17 protein-coding genes are annotated in these 17,722 nt (G+C 63.8%); 3 read left to right on the top strand and 14 right to left on the bottom strand.

The window, feature by feature from the left end; genetic code table 11:
- Positions 1-2: 2 nt before the first annotated feature.
- From SLT36_RS27475 to SLT36_RS27465, 3 genes are all read right to left on the bottom strand, one after another.
- Positions 3-2,024 carry an ABC transporter permease gene (locus tag SLT36_RS27475; protein ID WP_432285121.1) on the bottom strand — a complete coding sequence of 674 codons (2,022 nt, stop codon included), beginning with the start codon at positions 2,022-2,024 and terminating at the stop codon, positions 3-5.
- Entirely contained in the window at positions 2,021-3,043 is a 1,023-nt protein-coding gene (locus tag SLT36_RS27470) for a quaternary amine ABC transporter ATP-binding protein (protein WP_067965579.1), read from the bottom strand. The genes SLT36_RS27475 and SLT36_RS27470 overlap by 4 nt, the downstream gene beginning before the upstream one ends.
- A 95-nt stretch (positions 3,044-3,138) precedes the next feature.
- Positions 3,139-4,104: an ABC transporter substrate-binding protein gene (locus SLT36_RS27465; RefSeq protein WP_067965577.1), complete on the bottom strand. Its 966-nt coding sequence runs from the start codon at positions 4,102-4,104 to the stop codon at positions 3,139-3,141.
- Between the two features lie 249 nt (positions 4,105-4,353).
- Here SLT36_RS27465 and SLT36_RS27460 point away from each other — a divergent pair, with 249 nt between their 5' ends.
- On the top strand, positions 4,354-5,118 hold the full coding sequence (locus tag SLT36_RS27460) for a DeoR/GlpR family DNA-binding transcription regulator (protein ID WP_432285120.1): 765 nt from the start codon (positions 4,354-4,356) through the stop codon (positions 5,116-5,118).
- An 8-nt stretch (positions 5,119-5,126) separates the two neighbouring features.
- On the opposite strand, the gene SLT36_RS27455 is transcribed toward SLT36_RS27460, so the two are convergent.
- Complete coding sequence (locus SLT36_RS27455) at positions 5,127-6,509, bottom strand: sensor histidine kinase (protein ID WP_432285119.1); 1,383 nt, start codon at positions 6,507-6,509, stop codon at positions 5,127-5,129.
- Positions 6,506-7,180, bottom strand: a complete 675-nt coding sequence (locus SLT36_RS27450) for a response regulator transcription factor (RefSeq protein ID WP_067965571.1) — start codon at positions 7,178-7,180, stop codon at positions 6,506-6,508. The genes SLT36_RS27455 and SLT36_RS27450 overlap by 4 nt, the downstream gene beginning before the upstream one ends.
- Before the next feature lie 210 nt (positions 7,181-7,390).
- Between SLT36_RS27450 and SLT36_RS27445 the strand changes: the two genes are divergently transcribed.
- Positions 7,391-7,990: a class I SAM-dependent methyltransferase gene (locus SLT36_RS27445; protein WP_432285118.1), complete on the top strand. Its 600-nt coding sequence runs from the start codon at positions 7,391-7,393 to the stop codon at positions 7,988-7,990.
- A complete protein-coding gene (locus SLT36_RS27440) occupies positions 7,987-8,604 on the top strand; it encodes a DedA family protein (RefSeq protein WP_432285117.1) in 618 nt (205 codons plus the stop codon). The genes SLT36_RS27445 and SLT36_RS27440 overlap by 4 nt, the downstream gene beginning before the upstream one ends.
- Before the next feature lie 64 nt (positions 8,605-8,668).
- Here the strand turns inward: SLT36_RS27440 and SLT36_RS27435 are convergent, their stop codons facing one another.
- From SLT36_RS27435 to SLT36_RS27395, 9 genes are all read right to left on the bottom strand, one after another.
- Entirely contained in the window at positions 8,669-8,986 is a 318-nt protein-coding gene (locus tag SLT36_RS27435) for a hypothetical protein (RefSeq protein ID WP_067965566.1), read from the bottom strand.
- A gap of 42 nt (positions 8,987-9,028) precedes the next feature.
- Positions 9,029-9,391, bottom strand: coding sequence for a nuclear transport factor 2 family protein (locus SLT36_RS27430; RefSeq protein ID WP_432285116.1), 363 nt, complete (start codon positions 9,389-9,391; stop codon positions 9,029-9,031).
- A gap of 70 nt (positions 9,392-9,461) precedes the next feature.
- Positions 9,462-9,935 (bottom strand): carboxymuconolactone decarboxylase family protein, encoded by a 474-nt coding sequence (locus SLT36_RS27425; protein WP_432285115.1) that lies wholly within the window; start codon positions 9,933-9,935, stop codon positions 9,462-9,464.
- 104 nt (positions 9,936-10,039) lie between these two features.
- The gene (locus SLT36_RS27420; protein ID WP_432285114.1) at positions 10,040-11,605 is read right to left on the bottom strand and encodes an alpha/beta fold hydrolase; all 1,566 of its coding nucleotides are present in this window, start codon (positions 11,603-11,605) and stop codon (positions 10,040-10,042) included.
- An 88-nt stretch (positions 11,606-11,693) separates the two neighbouring features.
- Entirely contained in the window at positions 11,694-11,945 is a 252-nt protein-coding gene (locus SLT36_RS27415; protein WP_432285113.1) for a formate dehydrogenase subunit delta, read from the bottom strand.
- Positions 11,935-12,762, bottom strand: coding sequence for a formate dehydrogenase accessory sulfurtransferase FdhD (gene fdhD / locus SLT36_RS27410; protein ID WP_432285112.1), 828 nt, complete (start codon positions 12,760-12,762; stop codon positions 11,935-11,937). Before fdhD ends, SLT36_RS27415 begins: the two co-directional genes overlap by 11 nt.
- Positions 12,763-12,769: 7 nt before the next feature.
- Entirely contained in the window at positions 12,770-15,649 is a 2,880-nt protein-coding gene (fdhF, locus tag SLT36_RS27405; RefSeq protein WP_432285111.1) for a formate dehydrogenase subunit alpha, read from the bottom strand.
- A gap of 11 nt (positions 15,650-15,660) precedes the next feature.
- Complete coding sequence (locus tag SLT36_RS27400) at positions 15,661-17,217, bottom strand: formate dehydrogenase beta subunit (protein ID WP_432285110.1); 1,557 nt, start codon at positions 17,215-17,217, stop codon at positions 15,661-15,663.
- On the bottom strand, positions 17,214-17,693 hold the full coding sequence (locus tag SLT36_RS27395) for a formate dehydrogenase subunit gamma (RefSeq protein WP_067965552.1): 480 nt from the start codon (positions 17,691-17,693) through the stop codon (positions 17,214-17,216). Before SLT36_RS27395 ends, SLT36_RS27400 begins: the two co-directional genes overlap by 4 nt.
- Positions 17,694-17,722 lie beyond the last annotated feature (29 nt).

Raw genomic sequence — 17,722 nt, 5'->3', positions numbered from 1 at the left:
CCTTACTCCAATCCCAGCCGTGCCTTTGTCCGAGCGGCCCCGGCCGAGATCAGCCGGTCGGCAATGATGGCGATGAAGGCCACCGCCAGACCAGCAACAAGCCCGCGTCCAGTATCGGCCTTGGTCAGGGCGATGTAGACCTCCTGGCCAAGATCCCGAGTGCCGACGAGCGCCGTGATCACAAGCATCGACAGGGCAAACATGATGGTCTGGTTTAGCCCCAACATGATTTCGGGCAGCGCCAGCTTGATCTTGATCCTGGTCAGCAATTGCCATTGCGTGCAGCCCATTGCGGTGCCGGCTTCGATCAGGCGCGGATCGACCTTGCGCAGGCCATGCACGGTGTAGCGAATTGCCGGAGAGATCGCATATGCCACCACCGCAATCATGGCGGTGAAGTCGCCGACACGGAACAGCATCACCGCCGGCATCAGGTAGACGAAGGATGGCAGCGTCTGCAGTGTGTCGATGATCACCTGCACCCAGTTCCACAGCCTGTCGCGCTGGGCAGCGGCGATGCCGATGGGAACGCCGATCAGGCAAGCCAGAACGACGGATATTCCGCACAGATAGACCGTGATCATCGCCTTTTCCCACTGGCCCGTGGCGGCGATCAGGAAGGCAAGCGCGCCGGTCAGCATTGCCAGGCGAAGGCCACCGAGGCGATAGCCGGCGAAGGCCAGGAGTGCTGTCACTCCCGCCCAGGGCAGTCCGAGCAGCAGTCGCTTGAGCGGCACCAGTATGTTCAGCAGAACTGCGTTCTTGGCCGCTTCCAGCGTATCGAAGTAGTTGACGTTGATCCAGCCGACGACATTCGACCAGAACGAGCCGGTCGAGAGCTGGAGCGCCGGCGGATAGGTTTGCAGTGCCGGCATGGCGAGACCGGCAACACCGGCCAGAACGATCATTGCCAATGCCGCCACGATGTAGGGATGACGAGCCGGGAGGCTGGTCGACACGGCGGGCGGCGTCATTGTGCCGGCGCGCGCGGCAAACGCCTGGCTCAAACGGTCGAGCGCGATCGCCAGTGCGACGATGGCAAGTCCAGCCTCCAGGCCAGCGCCGATGTCGAGGCGCCGCAACGCCGCCAGAACATCGAAGCCGAGGCCTCCGGCGCCGATCATCGAGGCGATGATCACCATATTTAGCGACAGCATGATCACCTGGTTGACGCCGACCATCAGGCTGTCCTTGGCCGATGGCACAAGCACACGCCATGTCATCTGCCGGCGCGTGCAGCCGATCATCCTGCCAAGGTCGAGCGTGTCGGAAGGCACCGCGCGCAGCGCGAGCGTGGCAATGCGGGTCATCGGCGGCATCGCGTAGATCACCGTCGCCACCACTGCCGCTGTCGGCCCGAAACCGAACAGGAACAGGATCGGCACCAGGTAGGCAAAGACCGGAATGGTTTGCATCAGGTCGAGCACTGGGGTGAGTGCCCGTTCGAACCAGTGCCAGCGATAGGCAGCAATGCCAAGCAGCAGCCCGCCAATCACCCCGATCGGCACCGCAACCAGGATCGAGGCGAGCGTTGCCATTGCGCTCTGCCATTGGCCGAAGGCTGCCAAGAAGCCAAAGCACAGGACCACCAGTGTCGCGAGCTTGCGGCCTCCGGCATGAAAGCCGATCAGGCCAATGGTCGCGGTCACTGCGACCCATGACAGCGGTGGCAAAATCTGGACCGCGCCTGAGCCCTGGCCTTTGAGAAAGCCGGTCGCCAGCAGGCTGAGCGCGCAGCGGTAAGGCAGGTCGATCAGGGCAGCAATGAACCGGGTCAGGTCCTTGAAGCTGAACAGTCCGAAATGCGCCTCATTGACTAGCCATTTCATGAAATCGCCGATCCATCGTCCAGCGGGGATGATCGCTGCACTGGGATATTCGAAGGCCCAGTCATAGGCCCCGCCAAACCGCCAAAGCACGATGAAGGCGCCGGCAGCGACGATCCAGGGAATGAGCCCGCGCGGCAAGCCAATTGGACCGGCGGCAGCTTCGACGCTGGAGTTGGCCGGGGCGGTCATCGTCATCCCCGCATCAGCACGTCGACGACGTCGGTTCGAAGCAGTTGGCCCAACATGTTGCCTGCTTCGTCGATGACACCGACGCACTCGTTGGAACCGTCGAAAAGTGCGACGGCTTCCGACACGGTGGCCCGCGCCGGCACAGATGTTTTCGGCTGCGCGCCTTGTACCGGTTTCATGATCGATTGCGCCTTGATCACCTTGGCTTTCGGGACGTTGCGGGTGAACTCGGCGACATAATCGGTGGCCGGGGCAAGCACGATGTCCTCGGGCGTGCCGATCTGCACGACGGCCCCATCCTTCATGATGGCGATGCGGTCGGCCAGCCTGATCGCCTCGTCGAAATCGTGGGTGATGAAAACGATTGTCTTGTTCAGTACCGATTGCAGGCGAATGAACTCGTCCTGCATTTCGCGCCGAATGAGCGGGTCGAGCGCCGAGAAGGGCTCATCGAGGAACCAAAGCTCCGGTTCCACTGCCAGCGACCTGGCAATGCCGACTCGCTGCTGCTGGCCGCCGGAGAGTTCGCGCGGGAAGACACCTTCCTTGCCAGACAGGCCGACAAGTTCAACCATGCGGCGCGCCAGTTGCTCCCGTTTCTGCCGCTTGACGCCCTGAACCTCTAGCGGAAAGGCCACATTCGCAAGCACCGTCAAATGCGGCAGCAAAGCGAATTGCTGGAACACCATGCCCATCTGGTGGCGGCGGATTTCGATCATCCGGGCTTCGTCGGCGGCGAGCAGGTTTTCGCCGTTGAACAGGATTTCGCCTGAGGTCGGCTCGACCAGGCGCGACAGGCAGCGCACCAGGGTCGACTTGCCAGAGCCCGACAGCCCCATGATGACGAAGATCTCGCCGTCACGGACCTCGAGATTGACGTTGCGTACCGCGCCGACGAGGCCTGCTTTCACAAGATCGTCGCCGGTGACCGATGCCGGCTCTCTCGCTCGCAGGAAATCGCGCGCGCCGGAGCCGAACAGCTTCCAGACATTGCGGCAGACGAGTTTAGGTTGGCTATCGTTCATCGACCCGGCTGACAATGCTTGCGGGAAATCTGCCCTTCGGCCATGGGGCCGAAGGGGACGCGAGTCATTCGTTCCGCCCGAGGCGGGAATGCGGTCTATTTCTTGATCCAGCCGGACCAGCGGGCTTCGTTAGCGCCCATCCACTCCGCTACCACGTCGCTGACGCTCTTTCCGTCGAGGTCGACCTTTGTGATCATCGCGCCCATCTCGTCATTGTCGATCGTGAACGCCTTGATCGCCGCATAGGCGCCAGGCCATTTGTCCTTGACGCCTGACCAGCCGACTTTCCAGATTTCGCCGAAAGGCTTGCCGCAATCATATTGGGCTGCGGCATTCGAGCCCCATTTCGGGTCCTCGTAGCATTCCTTGGTATAGGCTGGGAATTCGACCCATTCTCCCTTGTATTTGGCCGGCGCCCAGTGCGGTGCGTAGATCCACAGCATGATCGGCGCCTGCCGCTGATAGGCGCTTTCGAGTTCGGCAAACAGTGCGGCGTCGGTGCCGGCATGGATTACTTCGAAGGGCAGGTCGAGCGCCTGCACACGCTCATCGTCGAAGCCGCCCCAGGTGACGGGGCCGCCGAGGTAGCGCCCCTTTGGGGCGGTTTCAGCGGTGGAGAATGCCTCGGCGCACGACGCTTCCTTCAGTGCCTCCCAATTGGGAAGGCCCGGGCACTTCTCCTTCATGTATTCGGGGAACCACCATTCTTCCTTGGCCTTCATGCCGGTCGGGCCGATGTTCTCGACCTTGCCGGTTGCCGTCGCCGCGTCCATTGCGTCGCGTCCGGTGGTTTCCCACATCTCCATCGCCACATGCAGGTCGCCGGCTTCAAGCCCGGCAAACTGAGCGAGATAGTCGGCCTGGACATATTCAATGTTGTATCCGGCCTTCTTCAGCACTTCGCCCATGATCTCGGTGGTGATCAACTGACCGGTCCAGTCGTGTAGTGTCAGCTTGATCGGGTCAGCGGATTCCTGTGCCGTGGCCGGTGCCATGGCAAACGCAGCAGACAGCGTCAGTGCTATCGCTGCGGACTGCAAAACCTTGTTGCGCGCGAACATGTCGTGCCTCCTGATCACCCTCTGAAGATGTTGTTTCTTTTTGGTATACCCGAAGGCCCGCACGGCATTGGCGACGGCGGCTCCTGCCAGGTCACTGCATGAGTGTCACGCAGCGTAATGCACGTTGTCAACGAGTGTTTGAGGTTTTATGTGTTTTTTTGACCGATGAATGTGGAATTTTGGTCAAGGAACGGCCATCATGCCACGAAACAAGTCAAGCCATTGTACGTCTCCTAACAGGTCTGCAAGATGAATCACTCCAAGCGCCACAGCGAAATCCTGCGCCTGCTCGAGGATGAGGGTACGATCACCATCGCAGACCTCGCCGACAAGCTTGGCGTCTCGCTGGAAACCGTGCGCCGCGACGTCAAGCCGCTTGCCGACGGTGGCTCGATCCTCAAGATGCACGGCGCCATCGGCCTTCCTTCGGTCGTCGGCGAAGCGCCTTTCGAGCGGCGCATGCGCGACAATGCCGACGCCAAGCGCGCCATCGCCAGGACTGTCGCCGCCACCATCCATGACGGCGAGTCGGTCATGCTCGATACTGGCACGACGACAAGCTACCTGGCGCGCGAGCTTCTCGGCCATCGCCGCCTGACGGTGGTGACCAACTCCTCCGACATCGCCCGTACGCTGGCGACGGTGAACGGCAACAAGGTCTACATGGCCGGCGGCGAGTTGCGCAGCGACAGTGGTGCGGCCTTCGGCATCTCGGCGATCGAGTTCGTCAGCCGCTTCGCCGTCGCCCATGCGGTGATCTCGGCCGGTGCTGTCGATGCCGAAATCGGCATCATGGACTACAATCTCGAGGAGGCTGAGTTCGCCCGCGTCGTGCTGGCGCGCGGCCAGCGTTCGGTGGTCGTCACCGACCACAGCAAGTTCGGCCGCAAGGGCCTGGTCCAGGTATGCGGCTTCCAGGGCTTTACCGAGCTCGTCACTGACAAGCAGCCATCCGACGACCTTGCCCAAGCCCTGGCCGACGCCGGGGCTCAGCTCACTATCGCGGGGCGTTGAACCAGACCTCAGGCCTGCGCGAAGACCAGCTTGAAGCAGGCGCCTTTCCTGTCGCTGCCGGCGAGCTCGATGCGGCCGCCATGGATCTGCATGATCTCGTGTACGAGGTTAAGTCCGAGGCCGGCGCCATGGCCGCGCGGGCGCAGGCGATAAAACGGCTCGAAGATCTTCTCCCGTTCCGCCGCCGGCACGCCGTCGCCCTCGTCCGAAACCTCGATCGTGGCCGGGCTGTTGACGCCGATGGTGATCCTGCCGGCATTGCCGCCGTGCTCGATGGCATTCTGGACGAGATTGGTGATGGCGCGCTCGACGGCGGTGCGGTCGCCATTGGCAAACAGCTCGCCGCGTGCCGGTTCGAACGACATCTCGTAGCCGGCGGCAAAGGCCATCGGCGCCAGGTCGACGACGACCCCACGGGCCACCGCCACCAGGTCGAAGCGGGTGAATTGCTGTGTCTGCCGGCCGAGCCGCTGGATGTCGAGAAGCTGGTCCGTCAGCGTCGACAGCCGCGCCGTGTCCTGCAGCAGCCGCGCCCGTTCGGGCGTCGCCGGCAGCGAGGTGATGCGCGTGTTGAGGATGGCGACCGGCGTCCGCAGCTCATGCGCGGCGTCGATCAGGAAGCGTTTGTGCCGCTCGTAGCCCTTGTCGAGACGGTCGAGCGCGCCGTTGACGGCCTTCACCAGCGGCGCGATTTCGGTTGGGATTGCCTCGATTGGCAGGCGGACGCCGCGTTCTTCGACGTCGATCTTCTCGGCGAGAGTGGCAGCGCGCCGCATACCCTTGAAGGCATTGCGCACGACAAGGGGAATGACGATCAAGGTCGCCAGGCCCATGACGCCGCCGACGGGCAGAATGATGTCGGTGAACAGCTCCGGGGTTATCGACACCAGAGCCATGTAGTGAAACTCACCCTGCGCGCCAGTGAAAATCTGCACGCGACCAGCCGCGGTATCTGCCCATTGGACGGTCGCCGACGTCTGCGTGCCGCCAAACTGCTTCACGAAAGTCGCATCGTTGATGTAGTCGAGCGAAGAAGGAATGTCGATCAGCAGGCGGGGCACCTCGCCTTCGGAGATCTTGTTGCCTTCCGTGTCTCGCACGATGAACCAGAGGTTTGGCACCTCAGCGCGCAATCCGGCGAGCAGTGGTCCTTCCTTGAGCGTCAGCTTGCCGGCGTCGTCCTTGCGCACGGTCTTGCGCAACACGTCGATCGCGCGACCCTCATAATTGTCCGGGATCACGCCGGCGATGGTCAGCCCGGCGAGCAGGATAACGATCATCAGCGTCAGCAGAACGACCTGCAACACCACCAGGCGCCACACCAGCTGCCACTTCAGCGAGCGCGGCCGGAAGAAGCGCTGGATGTAGAAAAGCAGGCGCGCCAGTCTCATGAAATCTCGCGCAGCAGGTAGCCGACGCCACGCACACCGTTGATCTCGACCTTGCCGTCGGCCTCGGCCAGCTTGCGCCGGAGCCGCGACACATGGGTGTCGAGCGCATTGGACTGGATCTCGTCGTCGAGGCCGAACACTGCTTCCATCAGCGACGAACGTTGCACCATGCGGCCCGTCCGACGCAACAGCGCTTCCAGCACCAGCAGCTCACGGCGCGGCAGCGTCAGCGGCTCGCCGCGGACCATGACCTCGCGATGGCCGAGATCGAAGGACAGGTCGCCGGCACGGATGACCTGCGTCTGCACATTGGCCGGCCGGCGCAACAGCGCGCGCAACCGCGCCAGCAGCTCCTCGAAGGCGAAGGGCTTGGCCAGATAGTCGTCGGCGCCCATGTCGAGCCCGTCGACCTTGTCGGAGGTGTCGCTGCGTGCCGTCAGCACCAGCACCGGTGTTGCGTTGCCGCGCGCGCGGATCTTCGGCACCAGCGTCAGGCCGTCGCCGTCGGGCAACTGCCGGTCAAGCAGGATCGCGTCGTAGTTCTCGCTGGCGGCAAAGTCGCCAGCCTCCAGCAGCGATGCGGCGTGATCCACCACCATGTCGTATCGCCGCAACGCCGTCTTCAAAGCCGAAGCCAGTTCTGGCTCGTCTTCCACAAGCAGTATGCGCATTTCAGTCCTCGAAGGGCCCCTCGGTGCCGCCCGGCTATTCCCTCAACATTGCAGAAGCATTGCGCAATAAAGGCCAGGACCGAGTGCAGCCGCCGAAATGCCCGGTTCTCAGGCTTTGTCGCAATGCATGTGCAATCCAGCGGCCTCAAACAGCTTTCGCTAAAGGCAGGCGACCGATTCGCCGGCAGACGATTTCGAAAGAGGTTCGCAATGGCCGCAAATGACACTTTATCCTTTCTCATGGCATGGGCCACCGCGCCACTCAAGGTCGCCTCGATTGCGCCGTCCAGCTCCAGCCTGGCGACGCTGATGACCCAGGAGCTTGGCCCCGAGACCGGACCGGTCCTCGAACTCGGCGCCGGCACCGGCCCGTTCACCCGCGCCATGCTGGCGCGCGGCGTCAGGGAAAGCGACATGACGCTGATCGAATTCAACAGCGATTTCGCCCATTTGCTCAGGTGCCGCTTCCCCAAGTCGCGGGTGCTGGAAATGGATGCGGCCGATCTGCGCTACCGGCCGATCTATGACGGCCCGATCGCTGGCGCGGCTGTCAGCGGCCTGCCCTTCCTGGCGATCCCGCCACGCCAGACGCTCTCCATTCTGGAAGGTATTTTCGCCAATCTCCGGCCCGAGGGGGCGATGTACCTATTCACATACGGCTTCCGGTGCCCTATTGATCAGCCGCTTCTCGACAGGCTCGATCTCGAAGTGACGCGCATTGGCCATACCTTCCGCAACCTGCCGCCGGCAGCTGTTTATCGGATCACAAGGATGAAGCCGGCAAAGAGTTACGACTGGCGCTTTTCATGATTCCATCTTTCCTGGGCTTCGGCCTGCTCGGCGCGGCATGTCTTGCCTTTACCGAGAAGGTCTCGCCTGTTCCGCCATCGCATGTGCTGCTGCTGTTCCTCGGCATGACGGCTGCACCGGACGTTTCGACGCTTGTCGCGTTGATGTTTGCGACGACTTTCGGTTCGACCTTGGGATCGATGATCTGGTACACCGGCGGCAACTGGCTGGGGCCCGATCGCGCCGATGCAGCGGTACGACGGTTCGGCAAATACATCTTCCTCAAGCACGCCACCTATCAGCGGCTGACGGTGGCTTATCGCCGCAACAACTTCCGCGCATCGCTGATCGCCCAGCTGGTGCCGGTGGCGCGGACCTATCTCGCGCTCGAGGCAGGCGTGCTCAGGCTACCGTTCGTGCCCTTCGCGATCGCCACCATGACCGGCGCCTTCATCTGGAACGCAGCCTTCCTGATTGGCGGCTATATGATGCGCGACAGCGACCACGACCCGGTGACCATCGGCTTTCGCATCATCGCCATCGTCGTCGTCGCCGAGATCGTCTTTCTCGTAGCCCTGCGCCACAGCGCGCGAGGGGAGGACAAGGACCATCCCTCGGGCGAGACGCACCCATGACGGCCGGTGCCCGGCAACAGGCAACCTGCCGCCGGGCACTGCCTTCGATCGGGTTGTGGCAGCCTCAGCCCTGGATCACGCGATAGAAGTTCCAGTAGGACGAGCCTGAGACGACGAACGGCTCGAGCTTCTTGCCCCATTGTGCATGGGCGTCGATCTTGGACAGCTTGGCGAACATCTCTTCGATCTGCGCCAGGCTTTCGACGTTGTGGTTGACCTCGATTGTGGCTTCCTTGGCGCCGATCGATCCGGTCAGGATCTGCATGGCCATCTTGTCGGTTCCGGCCTGCGGACCGATTTCCCGTTCCCATTGGCGCAACAGATCGATGGCGCTTTGCTTGTGCCCGAAGCGGGCATCGATCTTCCAGCGTGCGACGAACATGGCTTCCTCCCATCTGGCGGGCGACCATTCGCCCGCATCCGATCACTCGTCCCAGGCCTGCACGACGGTCTGCTGCGCGATCTTGCCGTCCTTGAGTTCCAGCATCGCAGCGCAGAAGACCTTGGTGCCGTCCGGGTAGGCGCAGTCCTGCGAGAAGGCGAGGTTGTCGCCTTGCGCAATTGTCAGGTCGACGCGATGGCTCATCGCGCGGCTGCAGATGTCGTCCCAGAAGGTGGTGATCGCCGCGCGGCCGCGGATTTCGCGCGGCTTGCTGGGCGGGTTGTTACGGTCGATGACCCGCACCAGCGCGTCGTCGGCGTAGAAACTGGACAGCATCGGCCCGTCGCGGCTTTCGATCGCCTTCTTGATCGAGGCACCGGTGACGGCTTCCTTGGTGGTAAGCATTTTTTCCTCCTGTCGGCCGGCCTCCCGAGGCGGCCCTGTGTTGCGACGGTCCCTGTTAGGACCTCGAAAACTACTGCGACTTCGCCTTGGCGGCGGCCATTGCCGTGTCGACCTCCTGCTTGAACTGTGGGTAGTCGACCTGCATGCCGTTCAGCACCGTCGACCAGTGGCGGACGACGGCCGCCATCGCCACCGCCTCGCGGATTTCCTCGTCGGTGGCACCGTTGGCCTTGGCCGCGGCAGTGTGGAAATAGACGCAGTACTGGCACGGTATCTGGGCGGCGACGGCGAGGCCGAGCAGCTCCTTGGTCTTGCCGTTCAGCTCGGTCTTGGGATTGAGCTGGATGCCCTTGAACTCGGCCCAGGCGCCGGCAATGCCCGTTTCCGGAAATGCTTTGAAGAAGCTGGGCACCGAACCGAGCGTGGCTTCGATGTCCTTGTAGGTCGCCTCGGCAGAGGCGTCTTCGGCGCCGGCGCTCGAAGCCAGAACGGCGAGGCCAGCTGCCATGGCCAGCGTGGTGAGCATTCCCCTTGCCTTCGTCATGTCTTCCTCCTTCGCAGTTTCGAGGCGTTGTTTCCGCCTGCCTGCATCGGAAAACTTTAGTCCCGGGCGCGACATCGCCGCTTCGCCCGAAAAGGCCACTGCTCCTATGGCCCGTCCGGGCCAGTCTGCCGCACCGCGAATGCTGCCGCTGCCGCGCGCGATGGCAAGTCGAGCTTGGTCAGGATGTTGGCGACATGGCGTTTCACCGTGTGCTCGCTGAGGCTGAGTTCGATGGCGATGGCCGCATTGCTCTTGCCGTCGGCGATGAGCGCCACGACTTCGTTTTCGCGCGCCGTCAAGGCCGAAGGCTCGGCTGCGGCGGGCGTGCGGCTGCGGCATGCCGGTTCGAGATGCTGCTCCGACGTCGCCTCGACCAGCGCCAGCGGGCCGTCGAGGTCGTCGAGCGTCAGGCGGCCGGCGTCGACGAAATGCAGGCCCGAACCGGTCGCGATTTCGGAGACAAGCCGCGATGCCAGGATGCCGCCGCGCCCGGCATGCTCGGCAATCTTGACGGCGACGCGCACGGTCAGCCCCGACGGCGGTCCGCGCGCATCGATTTCGCCGACATGCACGCCCTGGGCACTGGCGATGCCGATGGCCTGAGCCGCGTCGCGCAGTGCCGCCGCGCATCTGATGGCGCGCGCCGGTCCGTCGAAACGCGAAATCGCTACGTCGCCATACTGGTCGGCAATGCGGCCGCCATGCCTGCCGACCAGCAGGCGCATTGTTTCCTGGAAGCGCAGGCTGCGTTCGCTCCACATCCGGTCGCCGAGCCGCGCCGTGTCCGAAATGCGCGTCACCAGCAGCGCCGCCAGAACCCGGTCGGTGTCAGGCGGGGCATGGGTACCGGTCAGGAATTCCTCGATCAGGTCGGCGACGCGGTTGACGTCGCCGGTCCATATCGGATGGTCCCGTCCTGAAATCTCGCAGAGCCTCGCATCTGGAATATTCCGGGCAAGGTAGCGGCTGGCCTCGGGGTCGACACGGGCATCGTTGCGGCGGTGGATCAGAAGCGTCGGCGCCCGGATGCTGGCCAGGGAGCCGCGCACGTCGATTTCGGCGTTCATCCGGGCCAGTGCCGCTGCCGCCGTCGGGCTTGCCGACAGGCGCTCGAAACGCGCCCACCAGGCGGCGAAGCGGGCGTCGTCGAGACGGCCCGGGGCGAAGTTCTGCAGCGTGGCACCAGTGCCCCAATTGCTTTCTGCCGCGTCGATGAAGGCCTCGAGCCGGGCTCTGTCCATCACCCATTTGTGGAACTGCGCATAGCCGGCATAGAGCACCAGCGAGCGTGTCCGTTCGGGATAGGTCGCGGCAAACAGGATCGCCATCGGCGCGCCCTCGGAGGCGCCGAGGATCGCCGCACGGCTCGATCCCGCGGCATCCATCACCGCGCGCACGTCGTCCATCCGCGTTTCGAGGCTGGGCAGCGCATTCGCGTCGACGCGGTCGGAAAGCCCGGTGCCGCGCTTGTCGAACAGGATCAGGCGCGAGAAGGCCGAAAGGCGCGACAGCAGCCGGCTGTAGCCTTCGTCTTCCCAGTGCAGGTCGAGATTGGAGATGAAACCGGGAACGAAGACGAGGTCGAGCGGACCCTGGCCAACCACCTGATAGGCGATCCGGACGTCACCGCTGCGCGCATATCGAGTAGCGATCGGCCTTGCCACAGCCATTCCGCCTGCGAATTGCATTAGGTCTGGCTAAGACTAGCAGGTTTCCGGCGGGAAGGTGAGGGGCCTTCGCCGGCCCCGGGGCCTGCTTTCAGGCTGCGTCCTGCCTGGGGCGCCGGATCTTGGCGGCGGCGTCGATGACCAGCGGCTTCATGCCCTTGCCGCCTTCGTCGAACATCTCGAAGAACTGGCGCCGCATGCGCGGATCCCAGAAGTCGTTGATGTGCTTGGCGACGCCTGCAACACCCTCGTCATGGGGCTTGGACTCGAAGAATGTCGCGATCTGGTTCGCCATGTAGACGAGCTTTTCCTTCGTCCCCATCTTGTGCTCTTCATGCGACATTTTTGGCGGCTCCGGTGGTCACGCGGTCTGGATGGGTGAAGATGTCGAAATCGTCGCCGCGCACCAGTGCGATCAGCGTCATGCCGGCCTGTTCGGCGGTGCGGATGGCGAGTGCCGTCGGTGCCGAAACGGCGATGATGAAGGGCGCCCCGATGGCTGCCGTCTTCTGCACCATTTCCACCGACACGCGGCTGGTCACCACCACGGCGCCCGTACCGCCGCTGATGCCGGCTTTGTTCAGCGCACCCGCAAGCTTGTCGAGCGCATTGTGGCGGCCGACGTCCTCGCGTGCTGCCACGATGCCCTTGCCGGGCACGTAGAAACCGGCGGCGTGCACCGCGCCTGTCTCGGCATGCAGCGGCTGTACCTTGGACAGCAGCTTCACCGCCTGCACGATGTCGTCGGCGGAAAGCCCTGATGACGATGTGTGGACGTCGTCGACCGAACGCATCGCCTCCTCGATCGATTCGATGCCGCAAAGGCCGCAGCCGACGGGACCGGCAAGCCGGCGGCGGCGTTGCTCGAAGCGCTTGTTGGCCTTGTCCTTGAGCCTGATCTGGATGTCGATGCCGGCCTCGACATCGAGCACTTCGATCGTTTCGATCTCGTTGACCGAGCCGATGATGCCTTCGGTCAGCGAGAAGCCGAGCGCGAAATCCTCGAAATCGGCCGGGCTTGCCATCATGACCGCATGGGTGGTGCCGCCATAGGACAGCGCCACCGGGGTCTCCTCCGGCACCATGCGATTGGCCACCGTGGTGCCGCTCGCCCGGCGGGCGAGGCGGCTTGTCTGGGTGATGGCAGGCCGGTCGGTCACCGCAAGTCTACTCCGCCGCTTCCAGATGGCCGGCGATGCGGCGGCTCTGCTGCGCCTGCTCGTTGTAGTCCTTCTGCCAATCCGAAGGACCGTTGGAGGCGCCGACCTGAACCGCCGTCACCTTGTACTCGGGACAATTGGTTGCCCAGTCCGAGAAGTCGGTGGTGATGACGTTGGCCTGCGTGTCGGGGTGGTGGAAGGTGGTGTAGACGACGCCCGGCGACACCCTGTCGGTGATCTGTGCCCTGAGCGTCGTTTCGCCGGCACGGCTCTGCAGCCTGACCCAGTCGCCGTCGCGCAGGCCGCGCTGTTCGGCGTCGTGCGGATGGATTTCCAGCAGGTCCTCGGCGTGCCAGGCAACGTTCTCGGTGCGCCGTGTCTGCGCGCCGACATTGTACTGGCTGAGGATGCGGCCGGTGGTCAAAAGCAGCGGGAAACGCGGGCCGGTCTTTTCGTCGGTCGCGACATACTCGGTGCGGATGAACTTGCCCTTGCCGCGGACGAAGCCGTCGATGTGCATGATCGGCGTGCCTTCCGGCGCCTTTTCGTTGCACGGCCACTGCACCGAGCCCATCTTCTCCAGGAACTCGTAGGAGACGTTGGCGAAGCTCGGCGTCGTCTTGGCCACCTCGTCCATGATCTCGGACGGGTGCTGGTAGTTCCAGGTCAGGCCCATCGCCTGGGCGAGGCGCTGCGTCACTTCCCAGTCGGCGAGGCCGTTCTTCGGTGCCATCACCTTGCGCACGCGGTTGATGCGGCGCTCGGCGTTGGTGAAGGTGCCGTCCTTCTCGAGGAAGGTCGAACCGGGCAGGAACACGTGGGCGTAGTTGGCGGTCTCGTTGAGGAACAGATCCTGCACGACGACGCATTCCATGGCTTCCAGGCCGGCCGACACGTGCTTGGTGTCGGGATCCGACTGGAGGATGTCCTCGCCCTGGATGTAGATGCCCTTGAAGGTGCCGTCGACGGCAGCATCCAGCATGTTGGGGATGCGCAGACCCGGCTCGTTGTCGAGCTTGACGCCCCACAGGCTGTCATAGATGTCGCGCACCGCGTCGCCCGAGATGTGGCGGTAGCCCGGCAGTTCGTGCGGGAACGAGCCCATGTCGCAGGCGCCCTGAACGTTGTTCTGGCCGCGCAGCGGGTTCACGCCGACGCCTCTGCGGCCGATATTGCCGGTCAGCATGGCGAGGTTGGCGATGCCGATGACGGTCGTCGAACCCTGGCTGTGCTCGGTGACGCCGAGGCCGTAATAGATCGCGCCGTTGCCGCCGGTGGCGTAGAGGCGGGCCGCACCGCGGATGGTCTCGGCCGGAACGCCCGACAGCTTCTCGACTTCCTCGGGGCTGTGGCGCGGATCCGAGACGAACTCGGCATAATCCTGGAATTCCGACCAGTCGCAGCGCTCGCGGATGAACTTCTCGTCGAACAGTCCTTCGGTGACGATGACATGCGCGATCGCGGTAACCACGGCGACGTTGGTGCCCGGCTTCAGCGCCAGATGATGCTCGGCCTCGATATGGGCCGACTTCACCATTTCGGTGCGGCGCGGATCGATGACGATAAGCTTGGCGCCGGCGCGCAGGCGCTTCTTCAGGCGCGAAGCGAACACCGGGTGGGCCGACGCAGGGTTGGCGCCGATGATCAGCGCGACATCGGTGTCCTCGACCGAGTCGAAGTCCTGGGTACCGGCCGACGTGCCATAGGTCTGGCCGAGGCCGTAGCCGGTCGGCGAGTGGCAGACGCGGGCGCAGGTGTCGACGTTGTTGTTGCCAAAGCCCTGGCGGATCAGCTTCTGCACGAGGAAGGTTTCCTCATTGGTGCAGCGCGACGAGGTTATGCCGCCGATGGCGCCGCGGCCGTACTGATACTGGATGCGGCGGAATTCCTTGGCCGTGTGTGTCAGCGCCTCTTCCCACGACACTTCACGCCACGGATCGGTGATCTTGTCGCGGATCATCGGGTTGAGGATGCGCTCCTTGTGCGTGGCATAACCATAAGCGAAGCGGCCCTTGACGCAGGAGTGGCCACGGTTGGCCTTGCCGTCCTTCCACGGCACCATGCGCACCAGCTCGTCGCCGCGCATCTCTGCCTTGAACGAGCAACCGACACCGCAATAGGCGCAGGTGGTGACGACCGAGTGCTCGGGCTGGCCGATCTCGATCACAGACTTTTCCGTCAGCGTCGCCGTCGGGCAGGCCTGCACGCAGGCGCCGCAGGAAACGCACTCGCTGTCGAGGAACAGTTCATGCGCGCCGGGCGAGACACGGCTGCCGAAGCCGCGGCCTTCGATGGTCAGCGCAAATGTGCCCTGCACCTCTTCGCAGGCCCGCACGCAGCGCGAGCAGACGATGCATTTGGACGGGTCGTAGGTGAAATACGGGTTGGACTCGTCCTTGGCCATCCACTTGAAGTTTGCGACGCCGTCATTCTTGGCGCGAACATGGTTGTCGCCTTCATAGCCGTAGCGCACGTCGCGCAGGCCGACGGCACCCGCCATGTCCTGCAATTCGCAGTCGCCATTGGCGGCACAGGTCAGGCAGTCGAGCGGGTGATCGGAGATGTAGAGCTCCATCACGCCCTTGCGGATGTCCTTGAGGCGGCCGGTCTGGGTATGCACGACCATGCCGGGCATGACAGGCGTCGTGCAGGACGACGGCGTGCCGTTGCGGCCTTCGATCTCGACCAGGCAGAGGCGGCAGGAGCCGAAGGCGTCGACCATGTCGGTGGCGCAGAGCTTCGGGATGGCGATGCCCGCTTCCATCGAAGCGCGCATGATCGAGGTGCCTTCGGGCACGGTGACCTCGAAGCCGTCGACGGTCAGCGTGACCTGCTTTTCGGACTTGGAGGCAGGGGTGCCGAAGTCGATTTCGTGAATGAGACCCATGATGTCGTCTCCTATTCCGCTGCCTGGGCGACCGCTGCCGGCCGGAAGTCTTCGGGGAAATGGTGGATGGCGCTCATGACAGGGTACGGAGTAAAACCGCCGAGAGCGCAAAGGGATCCAAACTTCATCGTGTTGCAGAGGTCGGTCACCAGCGCGAGCTGCTTTTCCGGCTCGATGTTCTGCTTGAGCTTGTCGAGCGTTTCGACACCGCGCGTCGAGCCGATGCGGCAGGGCGTGCACTTGCCGCAGCTTTCGATGGCGCAGAATTCCATGGCGAAGCGCGCCTGCTTCAGCATGTCGGCGCTGTCGTCGAACACGGTGATACCGGCATGGCCGATCAGGCCATCACGCTTGGCGAACTCCTCATAGTCGAATGGCGTGTCGAACAGAGCGCGCGGGAAATAGGCGCCGAGCGGGCCGCCGACCTGCACCGCCTTGACCGGACGACCGGTCGCCGTGCCGCCGCCGATCTCGTCGACGATCTCGCCCAGCGTCAGGCCGAAGGCAACTTCGAACAGGCCGCCATGCTTGACGTTGCCGGCGATCTGGATCGGGATGGTGCCGCGCGAGCGGCCCATACCGAAGTCCTTGTAATACTGCGCGCCCTTGTCCATCACGATCGGCACCGAGGCGAGCGAAATCACGTTGTTGATGACTGTCGGCTTGCCCAACAGGCCCTGGATCGCCGGCAGCGGCGGCTTGGCACGGACCACGCCGCGCTTGCCTTCGAGGCTGTTGAGCAGCGAGGTTTCCTCGCCGCAGACATAGGCGCCGGCGCCCGAGCGGATTTCGATGTCGAAGCCCTGGGAGGATCCAAGCACGCTCTTGCCGAGCACGCCGGCGCGACGGGCAACTTTCACCGCCTTTTCCATGACAGTGATGGCGTGCGGATATTCGGAGCGGATGTAGACGTAACCCTTGGTGGCGTGGGTGGCGAGGCCGGCGATCGCCATGCCCTCGATCAGCACGAACGGGTCGCCTTCCATGATCATGCGGTCGGCGAAGGTCGCCGAGTCGCCTTCGTCGGCATTGCAGACGATGTACTTCTGATCGGCCGCGGTATCGAGAACGGTCTTCCACTTGATGCCGGTCGGGAAGCCGGCGCCGCCGCGGCCGCGCAGGCCGGACTCGGTTACCTGCTTGACGATGTCGGCCGGCGCCATCGATACGGCCTTGCGCAGACCGGCAAGGCCGCCATGAGCTTCGTAATCTTCCAGCGAAATCGGGTCGGTGATGCCGCAGCGGGCGAAGGTCAGGCGCGTCTGCTTGGCGACAAACGGCAGCTTTTCCGGATCGCCGAGCGACAGCTTGTGCTGGCCGCCATTGGCCAGGCCGGCGTCGAACAGCGAAGCGACGTCCTTGGCAGAGACCGGACCGTAGGCAACGCGACCGGCTTCGGTCTTTACTTCAACCATCGGCTCGAGCCAGTACAGGCCGCGCGAACCGTTACGCACGATCCTGGCGTCGATGCCGCGTGCAGCAATTTCCTTCTCGACCGCCTTGGCGACCTTTTCGGCGCCGAGCGACAGTGAACCCGAATCGCCGGGAATGTAGATCGTCACGCTCATGAGCGGATCTCCTCGGCGATTTCATCGATCTTGTCGGCGTCGAGACGGCCGATCACTTCGCCGTCGAGCATCGCGGCAGGAGCACAGGCGCACAGGCCGAGGCAATAGATCGGCTCCAGCGTCACTGCGCCATCCTTGCTCGTCTCGTGGAAACCGATGCCGAGCTTCTGCTTGATCTGGGCGGCGATCGCGTCGCTGCCCATCGACTGGCAGGCTTCGGCCTGGCAGACCTTGAGCACGTGCCGGCCGGCCGGGTGATGGCGGAAATCGTGATAGAAGGTGAAGACGCCGTGCACTTCGGCACGCGACAGGTTCAGTGCCTCGGCGATGATCGGCAGGGTTTCCTGCGGAACATAGCCAAACTCTTCCTGGACACCATGAAGGATCGGGATCAGCGGACCCTCGAGGTTCTTCAATTCGCTTATCACCGCAGCGGTTCGCTCGGCGAGTTCGGTACTTGCTGGCTGCATGACCACGCAGCGCCCTCCCTGACTTCGCGCCGTTC

Origin of the sequence: Aminobacter sp. BA135 (assembly GCF_050859125.1) — a bacterium.
GTDB classification, from domain to species: domain Bacteria; phylum Pseudomonadota; class Alphaproteobacteria; order Rhizobiales; family Rhizobiaceae; genus Aminobacter; species Aminobacter ciceronei.
Note: the sequence above shows the minus strand (reverse complement) of the source record. Positions and strands in the feature narration are given on the sequence as shown.

Coding starts and splice junctions, on each gene's coding strand:
- SLT36_RS27475 (WP_432285121.1), bottom strand. CDS start 2,024: ATGACGATGACCGCCCCGGCCAACTCCAGCGTCGAAGCTGCCGCCGGT.
- SLT36_RS27470 (WP_067965579.1), bottom strand. CDS start 3,043: ATGAACGATAGCCAACCTAAACTCGTCTGCCGCAATGTCTGGAAGCTG.
- SLT36_RS27465 (WP_067965577.1), bottom strand. CDS start 4,104: ATGTTCGCGCGCAACAAGGTTTTGCAGTCCGCAGCGATAGCACTGACG.
- SLT36_RS27460 (WP_432285120.1), top strand. CDS start 4,354: ATGAATCACTCCAAGCGCCACAGCGAAATCCTGCGCCTGCTCGAGGAT.
- SLT36_RS27455 (WP_432285119.1), bottom strand. CDS start 6,509: ATGAGACTGGCGCGCCTGCTTTTCTACATCCAGCGCTTCTTCCGGCCG.
- SLT36_RS27450 (WP_067965571.1), bottom strand. CDS start 7,180: ATGCGCATACTGCTTGTGGAAGACGAGCCAGAACTGGCTTCGGCTTTG.
- SLT36_RS27445 (WP_432285118.1), top strand. CDS start 7,391: ATGGCCGCAAATGACACTTTATCCTTTCTCATGGCATGGGCCACCGCG.
- SLT36_RS27440 (WP_432285117.1), top strand. CDS start 7,987: ATGATTCCATCTTTCCTGGGCTTCGGCCTGCTCGGCGCGGCATGTCTT.
- SLT36_RS27435 (WP_067965566.1), bottom strand. CDS start 8,986: ATGTTCGTCGCACGCTGGAAGATCGATGCCCGCTTCGGGCACAAGCAA.
- SLT36_RS27430 (WP_432285116.1), bottom strand. CDS start 9,391: ATGCTTACCACCAAGGAAGCCGTCACCGGTGCCTCGATCAAGAAGGCG.
- SLT36_RS27425 (WP_432285115.1), bottom strand. CDS start 9,935: ATGACGAAGGCAAGGGGAATGCTCACCACGCTGGCCATGGCAGCTGGC.
- SLT36_RS27420 (WP_432285114.1), bottom strand. CDS start 11,605: ATGGCTGTGGCAAGGCCGATCGCTACTCGATATGCGCGCAGCGGTGAC.
- SLT36_RS27415 (WP_432285113.1), bottom strand. CDS start 11,945: ATGTCGCATGAAGAGCACAAGATGGGGACGAAGGAAAAGCTCGTCTAC.
- fdhF (WP_432285111.1), bottom strand. CDS start 15,649: ATGGGTCTCATTCACGAAATCGACTTCGGCACCCCTGCCTCCAAGTCC.
- SLT36_RS27400 (WP_432285110.1), bottom strand. CDS start 17,217: ATGAGCGTGACGATCTACATTCCCGGCGATTCGGGTTCACTGTCGCTC.